Genomic DNA, 9,227 nt, shown 5'->3' with positions numbered 1-9,227 from the left:
CTGTTGGTAGCCTCGCCGCGGCTGCGGGTCCTCGCCACCAGTCGGGAGGGCCTCGGAATCGCCGGCGAGGCGCTGTGCCCGATTCCGACCTTGGCACTGCCGCCGCCGGGCACCGGACGGGAAGCGGCCCTCGCCTCCCCCGCCGTACGGCTGTTCGTCGAGCGGGCCGCCGCGGTGCGTCCCGACTTCGACCCGACCGCGGATCCGGCCACCATGGACGCCGTGCTGCGGTTGTGCGCCGCGCTGGACGGCCTGCCGCTGGCGATCGAACTGGCGGCGGCCCGGCTCCGCTCGCTGTCGGTCAGCGAGATCGCCGACCGGCTCGGCGCGTCGCCCGACGAGGAGGCCGCGTACCGCCCGGGCGTCCGGCCGGACGCGCTCTTCCGGCTGCTGTCCGGCGGCAGTCGCACCTCCCAGCCGCGGCAGCGCACCCTGCGCGGGGTCGTCGACTGGAGTTGGGACCTGCTGCCCGACGACGAGCGGGCCGCGCTGCGCCGCGCCTCGGTCTTCGCCGGCGGCTGGACCCTGGCCGCCGCCGAGGCGGTGTGCGCCGACGGCGAGGGGATCGAGCCGGACGACGTGCTCGACCTGATGGCCGCGCTGGTGGACAAGTCCCTGGTGGTGGCCCAACAGCCGCAGGGGGCGGGCCGGATCCGTTACCGGATGCTGGAGTCCATCCGGGCCTACGGCGCCGAGCGGCTCGCCGAAGCCGGGGAGAGCGCCACGACGCTGCGCGCGCACGCCGCGTACTTCCTGGATTTCGCGCTCACCGCCGACCCGCATCTGCGGCGCACCGAGCAACTGGAATGGCTGCGGCTGCTCGCCGGCGACCGCGACAACCTCCAGGCGGCCCTGCACCGCAGCCTCGACGCCGGGGACGTCCCGACCGCGATGCGGCTGATCGCGGCGATGTCCTCGTACTGGCTGCTGCGCGGGGTGCGCTACGAGGGCGTGGTGCCGGCCCGGCGGGTGCTGGCGGCCCTCGGGCCCAACCCGCCCCGGGGCATGGAGGAGGAGTACGCGCTCTGCGTGATGGCGGTAGTCGGCACGCTCTCCGACACGGCGGAGTTCGCCGGCCATGTGGCCGCCGCGACCCGGGTGGTGGAGGCGATGAACCGGCTGGCCCGGCGCTTTCCGGTGCTCACCTTGCTGTGGGCGCCGTTCGCCGGGGTGCCGGACAGCGATGTGGACACCTTGGCGGCGCTGGAGGAGTTCCTCGCCGAGGGGGACGACGATCCCTGGTACCGGGCGCTGTTCCGCCTCGGTTTCGGCTTCCAGTCCTGGATGGTCTCGGCGGACGCGGAGCTGGCGGGTCGTGAGTGCGCGATCTCGCTCGACGGCTTCCGCCGGGTCGGCGACCGCTGGGGCATGATCACCTGTCTGAACGTCCTGGCGGACCTGGCCGACTACCGCGGCGAACCCCGGGAGGCGGTGGTCCTGCTCGGCCGGGCCCTGGTGCTCGCGGCGGAGCTGGACTCGGCTCTGGACATGGCCGAACTGCTGTGCAGCCGGGCCGCGTACAGCCTGCGGGCCGGTGACCACGCGGCCGCCACCGTCTCCTGCGAGCGGGCGGTCGTGCTGTCCCGCCGGGCGGGCGCTCCCGAGACGCTGGCGCTGGCCCATCTGGGACTGGGCGAGGCGGCCCGGCTGGGCGGGGATCTGCCGGGCGCCCGCGAGCTGTACCGGCAGGCACTGGCCGAATGCCCGGTCGGGTGGTTCTCCGGCAACGGCACCCGCGCGTCCGTGCTGGTCGCGATGGCCCGGCTGGCGGTGGCCGAGGGCGATCCGGCGACCGCGCGTGCCCGCTTCCGGGAGGCGGTGGCCATTGACGCGGCGGTGACCTGGTTCCCGCTGGCGGCCTCGGCCGCCGCGGAAGCCGCCGCCGGGCTCGCGCTGCTGGAGGGCGACCCGCGCCGGGCCGCCCTCCTCCTCGGGGCCGCGCGGGCGTTGCGCGGCAGCCCGCCCAACGGTCCTGACGCCGACGCGTCGGCGTCGGCTGCCCGCCGGGCACTGGGCGCCACCGACTACCGGGCCGCGCTGGCCGGCACGGCGCACTGGTCGCGGGAGGACGCGATGGCGGCGCTCACGGACTTCCTCGGCGCTGGGTGAGAGCCCCTGCGGTGCGGTCTCCCGTGGAGTGGAAGCGGGGTGTGGGCGCGGCGAGGGGCACCCGGGCGGCCGCCGGTGCGGGCGCGGTGCGGCCGCCGTCAGCCCGCGGTCAGCGGTCGCGTCCACGCTGCGGGGCATGACGACACCATCCGCGAACGTGCGCGACACCCCGCCCGAGGCCGGTGCGCGCCGCTGGGCCGTACTGGCCATCTGCTGCGTGGCCGCCGCCCTGCTCGGCATCGACAACAGCGTCCTGAACTACGCCGTCCCCTCGCTCGCCCGGCAACTGCATCCGTCCGCCACCCAACTGCTGTGGATCGTGGACGTCTACGGCCTGGTGCTCGGCGCCCTGCTGATCGTCGCGGGCCATCTGGGCGACCGCGTCGGCCGCAAGAAGCTGCTGCTCATCGGGGTGGCCGGCTTCGGCGCCGCCTCCGCGCTCACCGCGTACGCGCCGGACGCCGAGACACTGATCGCGGCCCGGGCGCTGCTGGGCCTGGCCGGCGCCACGATCATGCCGTCCACACTGTCCCTGGTCCGCAGTACCTTCACCGACAGCAGGGAGCGGACCACCGCGGTCGGGGTGAGCGGCGGCGTCGGCGCGGCCAGCTTCGCGCTCGGACCGGTCGTCGGCGGTCTGCTGCTGGACCACTTCTGGTGGGGTTCGGTCTTCCTGATCAATGTGCCGGTGATGGCCCTGGTCCTGATCGCCGGCGCGCTGATCCTGCCCGAGTCCCGCAATCCGCACCCGGGCCGGCTCGACCTGGTCAGTGTGCCGCTGTCCGTCGTGGGGCTGTTCGCGGTCATCTGGGCCGTCAAGACCGGGGCCCGCGACGGCGTGCACGATCCCGCCGTGTGGCCGGTCGCCGCGCTCGGCGCCGCGGCCCTGACCGCCTTCCTGCGCCGCCAGACCCGGCTGGCCGAACCGCTGCTGGAACTGCGGCTCTTCCGCTCCCCGGCCTTCTCCGGCGCCATCACCGCGAACACCGTGGCGCTGTTCACCTCGTCCACGCTGTCGCTCGGCTGCTCGCTGTACTTCCAGGTGGTCCGCGGCTGGTCCCCGCTGACCGCCGGCCTCGCCCTGCTGCCCGGCCCGCTGTCCGCCGCGTTCGCCGCGCCGCTGGCCACCGCGCTCATCACGAGGATCGGCCGGGCCCGCACGGTCGCGCTCGGGCTGCTGCTGATGGCGGGCAGCACAGCGGGCCTGGGCATGGTCACCCCGCACACCGACTACTGGCGGCTGCTGCCGGTGCTGATCGTGAACGGCGTCGGCCTCATCTTCGTCTTCGCCATCACCTCGGACACCGTCCTGGCCACCGCGCCCAGGAGCCGTACCGGCGCCGCGGCGGCGATCTCGGAGACGGCGATGGAACTCGGCGGCGCCCTGGGCATCGCGATCCTCGGCTCGGTGCTCGGCGCCGTCTACCGGGCCGATATGACGCTGCCCGCCGGGCTGAGCGGTGAACAGGCCGCCGCCGCCCGCGAATCGGTCACCGGCGGGGTCCAGGTCGCCGGGAACCTGCCCGGCGCCACCGGACAGCAGGTGGCCGACGCCGCCCGGCACGCCTTCACCGCGGGCCTGCACACCACCACCCTGATCGCCGCCGCCGTGATGGCGCTGGGCGCGTTCGCCGCGCTGCGCACGCTCAGGACGGTCCCGGCGGTGCTGGCCGAACCCGACCTGCCCGACCGGACGTCGGCCGGGCAGCAGGTCGCCTGATCGGGTGAGGGCAGGCGTCCTTCCGGCCGGAAGGCCGGCGGCCGGAGAACGCAAGCACAGCGGGGCGGGGAGAACCCGGAGGTTCTCCCCGCCCCGCTGCGGCACCGCCGTACGAAGAGGCCAGGTGTCGGACTCAGCGTTCGTCGTCCCGGTGATCGGCGTCCGCCTGCTTGGCCTCCACCTCCGGGTCGAGACCGTCCACCCGGTCCGGGTTCGAGCCGTTGACCGAGCCGTTGACCGAGCCGGTCACCGAACCGCTCTCGTCGGCCAGCGTCTCCTCCAGCGGATCGACCACGGTCAGCGTGCCGCTGCCGTTCATCGCCGCGGTGTCGGCGTCCTCCAGCGGGTCCGTCGCCTGCGACGGCTCCACCAGCCAGTCCGGGTTGGACTGCTTGCTCCACCACTTGAACGCCGCGACCGCGGCGCCGCCGGCCAGGCCGACAATGACCAGCCCGCGGAAGACCCGGCCGGTCTGGGCGCGGCGCGTCCGGCGCCGGACCAGCCGGTCGATGTCGGCCGCGGACACCTGGCCGCGCAGGGCGTGCAGAGCGGCGCCGCCGCGCAGCACCACCTCGTCCTTGGCCGGACCGGCCGCCGCGCGGGTGGCCGCGACGGCGGTGCCGACCTTCGGCGCGGTGTACTCGGCGGCGGCCTTGGCACCCTTCCGGGTGCGCTTCGCCGCCGTCTCCACCACGTTCGCGGCCTTCGGCGGCACGGCCGCGGCCGCCTGTTCGCGTACTTGCTCCACTACTTGCTCGACACGGTCTGCCAGCTTCGCGTCGTACTGCTGCTTCGCCATCGCTCCGACTTGCCTGCCGTAGACACCGGCCTGCCTGCCGTAGTGCACGGCACCGTCCTTGGCCGTGCTCGTGTACGGTGCCGCCACCTCCGCGGCGTGCCGCACGCTGTCCTTGGTCACGTCAGCCGCGTGGCGCACGCTGTCGATGCGGGTCACAGGAACCTCCTCCTCGGTGGCGTACGGTTTCCGCCTGTCCACCCGGTTTGAAATCATGCCTGTCCGGGGCCAGTACGGCATGCGCGGCACGGCATATGGGTCAGTGCGACCTTTCCCGGCAGACCAGGGGCCTGTGATCCGCGGGAACCCGGCGCGTGGCGACCGGGCCGTGAAAGGATTTGTCCCCGTCAGCGAGGACTATGGAAGGTAGATCGTGGCCGAGCAGCTCTACGCCACCCTGAAGACCAACCGCGGCGACATCGTGATCCGGCTGCTGCCGAACCACACACCCAAGACCGTGGAAAACTTCGTCGGGCTCGCCGAGGGCACCCGCGAGTGGACCGATCCGCGCACCGGCAAGCCGTCCAACGGCAAGCTCTACGACGGCACCGTCTTCCACCGCGTCATCTCCGGTTTCATGATCCAGGGCGGGGACCCGCTGGGGAACGGCACCGGCGGCCCGGGATACGAGTTCCGTGACGAATTCCACCCGGACCTGGCCTTCGACAAGCCCTACCTGCTGGCGATGGCCAACGCCGGGCCGCACACCAACGGCTCCCAGTTCTTCATCACCGTCGCGCCGACGGCCTGGCTGACCCGCAAGCACACCATTTTCGGCGAGGTCGCGGACGACGCCAGCAAGAAGGTGGTGGACGGGATCATCGGCGCGCCCACCAATCCGCGGACCGACCGCCCGCTGGAGGACGTGGTCATCAACACGGTCGTGGTGGAGAAGCGGGGCGACTGATACCGCACCTTCCGCTCCTCGGCACCCGCGATCCCGTACGCTTCGGGAACATCGCGCCCCGTCCGCACGTATCCAGTGGGCGGGGCGCGCGAGCGCACCGAGCGCGTCGGCACCAGGGGAGTGGAGGACGTCACCATGGACCAGCAGCTGGTCTCCTGCTATCGGCACCCGGACCGGGAGACCGGCATACGCTGCACCCGCTGCGACCGGCCGATCTGCCCGCAGTGCATGGTCAGCGCGTCGGTCGGCTTCCAGTGCAAGGAGTGCGTCGGCCAGGCCGCCGGTGCGCAGGTCCAGCCGCGCACGGTCGCCGGCGGCAGCGTCGCCGCCGACCCCTTCCTGATCACCAAGATCCTGATCGGGCTGAACATCGCGGTGTTCCTGCTGGAACTCGCGAAGGGCAACGCGCTGGTCAACCGGCTGGACCTGTACGCGGTCTGCGGCCAGCTCCCGTCGGGGCAGCACGGGTGCATCGGCGTCGCCCACGGCCCCGACCAGTGGTACCGGATCCTGACGTCGGCGTTCGCGCACGAGAACGCGATGCCCCCGCTGCACATCGGCTTCAACATGCTGTCGCTCTGGTGGATCGGGGCACCGCTGGAGCGGATGCTCGGCCGGAGCCGGTATCTGGCCCTGTACTTCGTCTCGGCCGTCGCGGGCAGCGCCGCGGTGCTGCTGCTGGCGCCGTCCTCGCCCACCCTCGGCGCCTCCGGCGCGATCTTCGGCCTGTTCGGCGCCACGGCGGTCTTCATGCGGCGGATGCGCTACGACATGCGCCCGATCCTGATCCTGCTGGCGCTCAACCTCGTGTTCAGCTTCACCTGGAGCGGGGTGAGCTGGCAGGGGCACCTCGGCGGGCTGGCCGGCGGCACGCTGATCGCCCTGGCCCTCGCCTACGCCCCGCGCGAGCACCGGGCACTGGTGCAGTGGGGGACCAGCGCGGTGGTGCTGGTCGCGGCTTTGGTGATCAGCGCGATCGCTGTGGCCCAGGTCACGTCCTAACGGCCGTGTCCCTGGCGTTGATCTGACGTTATCCACAACGTGTAGGTGGGCCTGCGCGACCTGTGCACAACGCGGGGGATCGGCGGTGCGGGACCGGCCCGATCGACGTTTTCCCTGCAAGATCAACGAAAAACCGGTGGCCGCTTACGCGCCACCGGTCTCGTCGCCGGTCGTACCGGCGTCAACCTCGTAGAGGTTATCCACAGATCTTCCGACCTTTTCCCCACTGTGGATAACCGTGTGGACAACCCCTACTTCCACTGCGTCGAGACGACGAAGCCGCCCGCGATGAAGCCGAAGCCGACCACGATGTTCCAGTTGCCGAGCGCGTCCACCGGCAGGCTCCCCTGGGTCACGTAGAACAACACGATCCAGGCGAGCCCGACGATGAAGAACGCCAGCATCAGCGGGGCCACCCAGCCGCTGCGGTTGCCGAACTTGATGGCGGTGGCCGTCTTGGCCGGAGGCGGGGTGAAGTCGGCCTTCTTGCGGATCCGTGACTTCGGCACGAGGGACTCTCCTGTCGATGCGCTGCGTAACCGCGCGGATGTCGCGGGCTTAGCCGGGCGGATGGAGTGCGGATGGATGGGGTACCTGGGGCGGCACTGGCGCTTCCGGGCGTCCGTTAGCGTAGTGCTTCCCCGGGTTGTTAAGGAGACAGGGTATTTGGTGACCGACGCCGGTGGCACCTCCCCCACCCCTTCTTCCCGTCCTGCCCACCGCACGGTAGCGCTGCGGGTGCTCAGCGCGGGAGTCTTCGCGCTGGCCGGACTGATCTTCTGGACGAGTTTCGACACCGCCAAGGGCGTGGACATCCGCAGCGACGACCCGCTGCCGAAACTCTCCGACAACGTCCGCGGCAAGAGCAGCCACAACGAACAGCTGGAAAAGCAGGTCGCCGCGGACCGCGGGGACGTCGACCGGCTCACCCGGCAGGGCAGCGCCGGTCTGTCCACGGCTGAGCGCCGCCGGATCGACGGCCTCGACGCCGTGGTCGGCACCGATCCGCTGACCGGCCCCTCCGTGCAGGTTACGCTCAACGACGCCCCGCCGGACGCCGCGGCCCTGGTCCCGGGTGTCCCGGACCCCCAGCCCAACGACCTCGTCATCCACCAGCAGGATCTGCAGGCCGTGGTGAACGCGCTGTGGCAGGGCGGCGCCCGGGGCATCCAGATCATGGACCAGCGGCTGATCTCCACCAGCGCGGTCCGCTGCGTCGGCAACACCCTCATCCTCCAGGGCCGCGTCTACTCCCCGCCCTACCGGGTCACCGCCGTGGGCGACCCGAAGAAGCTGCACCAGGCGCTGGACGCCAGCCCCGCCGTCCAGAACTACCTGCAGTACGTGCGGGCGTACGGGCTGGGCTGGAAGGTCTCCGAGCGGAGCGCCACCACACTGCCGGGTTACGCCGGTTCGGTCGACCTCCACTATGCGACGCCTGTGAGCCCGCCGTGAGCGCGCCCCGAAGCGGCAGATGAACCGATGCCGAAGCTTTGACCAGCAGAACCCCCCTCATGGGCGATCGCCCTCTACTCTGTTCCGGGGACTCGGAAGGAAGGCAGCACATGTACGGCTGGATCTGGCGACATCTGCCGGGCAACGCGTATGTGAGGGCGCTCACCTCACTCGTGCTGGCTCTTGCCGTCGTCTACCTGCTGTTCCAGTACGTCTTCCCCTGGGCGGAGCCGCTGCTGCCGTTCAACCAGGTCACCGTCGACAACAACAGCGGCCTCCACGCCGTCAGCGGGGTGGCCGCCGTCCTATGAGCCCTCGCATCCTCGTGGTCGACAACTACGACAGCTTCGTGTTCAACCTGGTCCAGTACCTCTACCAGCTCGGCGCCGAGTGCGAGGTGCTGCGCAACGACGAGGTGGCGCTGTCCCACGCCCAGGACGGCTTCGACGGGGTGCTGCTGTCCCCCGGCCCCGGAACTCCGGAGGAAGCCGGGATCTGCGTCGACATGGTCCGGCACTGCGCGGAAACCGCGGTCCCCCTGTTCGGCGTCTGTCTGGGTGTGCAGTCGATGGCGGTCGCCTACGGTGGAGTGGTCGGACGCGCGCCCGAGCTGATGCACGGCAAGACCTCGGCGGTGACCCACGACGGCGCCGGTGTCTTCGCCGGCCTGCCGTCGCCGTTCACCGCCACCCGCTACCACTCGCTGGCCGTCGAACGGGACACCCTGCCGGACGAGTTGCGGGTCACCGCCTGGACGGAGAACGGGATCATCATGGGACTGCGGCACCGGGACGTCGCCGTCGAGGGTGTGCAGTTCCACCCCGAGTCGGTGCTCACCGAATGGGGCCACCTGATGCTGGCCAACTGGCTGGCCGAATGCGGCGATCCGGGCGCGGTGGGCCGCTCCCGCGGGCTCGCCCCGGTCGTCGGGGCGGGCAGCCATACGGGGAGGGCCGGGGCGTGACCACGCTCCGCCCGGAGCGTGCCGCCGACGGCCCGATGTCCTATGAGGACACCGGGCAGTTCGCCGCTGTCGTGCAGCAACTGAACGACCCCCTCAACGACCCGCTGCCCGACCGTCCGCCCGTCGTCCGCGACGAGGAGCCGCCCGCGGCGCCCGAACCGGAGCCGCGGCCCGAGCAGGCCCCGGCCGTCCGCCCGGAAGCGCGGGATCAGGCCCCGGCGGCGCCACCGCCCTTCTACGCCCGGCCGTTCACCACCGACCTGCCGTCGGCGCC

8 protein-coding genes and 2 pseudogenes are annotated in these 9,227 nt (G+C 72.1%); 8 read left to right on the top strand and 2 right to left on the bottom strand.

Annotated features, from left to right (window positions below; all coding sequences use genetic code 11):
* Together GA0115240_RS36850 and GA0115240_RS13290 are read left to right on the top strand one after the other, a co-directional pair.
* Positions 1 to 2,109: pseudogene (locus GA0115240_RS36850) on the top strand (AfsR family transcriptional regulator); the annotation flags it as partial.
* Positions 2,110 to 2,245: 136 nt separating this feature from the next.
* Complete coding sequence (locus tag GA0115240_RS13290; RefSeq protein WP_093736883.1) at positions 2,246 to 3,829, top strand: MFS transporter; 1,584 nt, start codon at positions 2,246 to 2,248, stop codon at positions 3,827 to 3,829.
* Positions 3,830 to 3,962: 133 nt separating this feature from the next.
* On the opposite strand, the gene GA0115240_RS13285 is transcribed toward GA0115240_RS13290, so the two are convergent.
* The gene (locus GA0115240_RS13285; RefSeq protein WP_093736882.1) at positions 3,963 to 4,784 is read right to left on the bottom strand and encodes a DUF5324 family protein; all 822 of its coding nucleotides are present in this window, start codon (positions 4,782 to 4,784) and stop codon (positions 3,963 to 3,965) included.
* Positions 4,785 to 4,998: 214 nt separating this feature from the next.
* On the opposite strand from GA0115240_RS13285, the gene GA0115240_RS13280 reads away from it, so the two are divergent.
* Both GA0115240_RS13280 and GA0115240_RS13275 read left to right on the top strand, forming a co-directional pair.
* Positions 4,999 to 5,532, top strand: a complete 534-nt coding sequence (locus tag GA0115240_RS13280; protein ID WP_093736881.1) for a peptidylprolyl isomerase — start codon at positions 4,999 to 5,001, stop codon at positions 5,530 to 5,532.
* Between the two features lie 135 nt (positions 5,533 to 5,667).
* Positions 5,668 to 6,534: a rhomboid family intramembrane serine protease gene (locus tag GA0115240_RS13275; protein ID WP_093736885.1), complete on the top strand. Its 867-nt coding sequence runs from the start codon at positions 5,668 to 5,670 to the stop codon at positions 6,532 to 6,534.
* A 251-nt stretch (positions 6,535 to 6,785) separates the two neighbouring features.
* Here GA0115240_RS13275 and crgA read toward each other — a convergent pair whose 3' ends face one another.
* The gene (gene crgA, locus GA0115240_RS13270; protein ID WP_093736880.1) at positions 6,786 to 7,043 is read right to left on the bottom strand and encodes a cell division protein CrgA; all 258 of its coding nucleotides are present in this window, start codon (positions 7,041 to 7,043) and stop codon (positions 6,786 to 6,788) included.
* Between the two features lie 160 nt (positions 7,044 to 7,203).
* Between crgA and GA0115240_RS13265 the strand changes: the two genes are divergently transcribed.
* The 4 genes and pseudogenes from GA0115240_RS13265 to GA0115240_RS13250 all read left to right on the top strand — a co-directional run.
* Positions 7,204 to 7,989: a DUF881 domain-containing protein gene (locus GA0115240_RS13265; protein ID WP_370673331.1), complete on the top strand. Its 786-nt coding sequence runs from the start codon at positions 7,204 to 7,206 to the stop codon at positions 7,987 to 7,989.
* Between the two features lie 110 nt (positions 7,990 to 8,099).
* Complete coding sequence (locus GA0115240_RS13260; RefSeq protein WP_093736878.1) at positions 8,100 to 8,300, top strand: hypothetical protein; 201 nt, start codon at positions 8,100 to 8,102, stop codon at positions 8,298 to 8,300.
* Positions 8,297 to 8,953 carry an aminodeoxychorismate/anthranilate synthase component II gene (locus GA0115240_RS13255; RefSeq protein WP_093736877.1) on the top strand — a complete coding sequence of 219 codons (657 nt, stop codon included), beginning with the start codon at positions 8,297 to 8,299 and terminating at the stop codon, positions 8,951 to 8,953. Before GA0115240_RS13260 ends, GA0115240_RS13255 begins: the two co-directional genes overlap by 4 nt.
* Positions 8,950 to 9,227 (top strand): annotated as a pseudogene (locus GA0115240_RS13250) (hypothetical protein); the annotation flags it as partial. The gene GA0115240_RS13255 and the pseudogene GA0115240_RS13250, both read left to right, overlap by 4 nt.

The organism is Streptomyces sp. DvalAA-14, assembly GCF_900091855.1.
Lineage (GTDB): Bacteria > Actinomycetota > Actinomycetes > Streptomycetales > Streptomycetaceae > Actinacidiphila.
The sequence above is the reverse complement of the archived record's forward strand: the minus strand, read 5'-3'. Positions and strand labels throughout refer to the sequence as shown.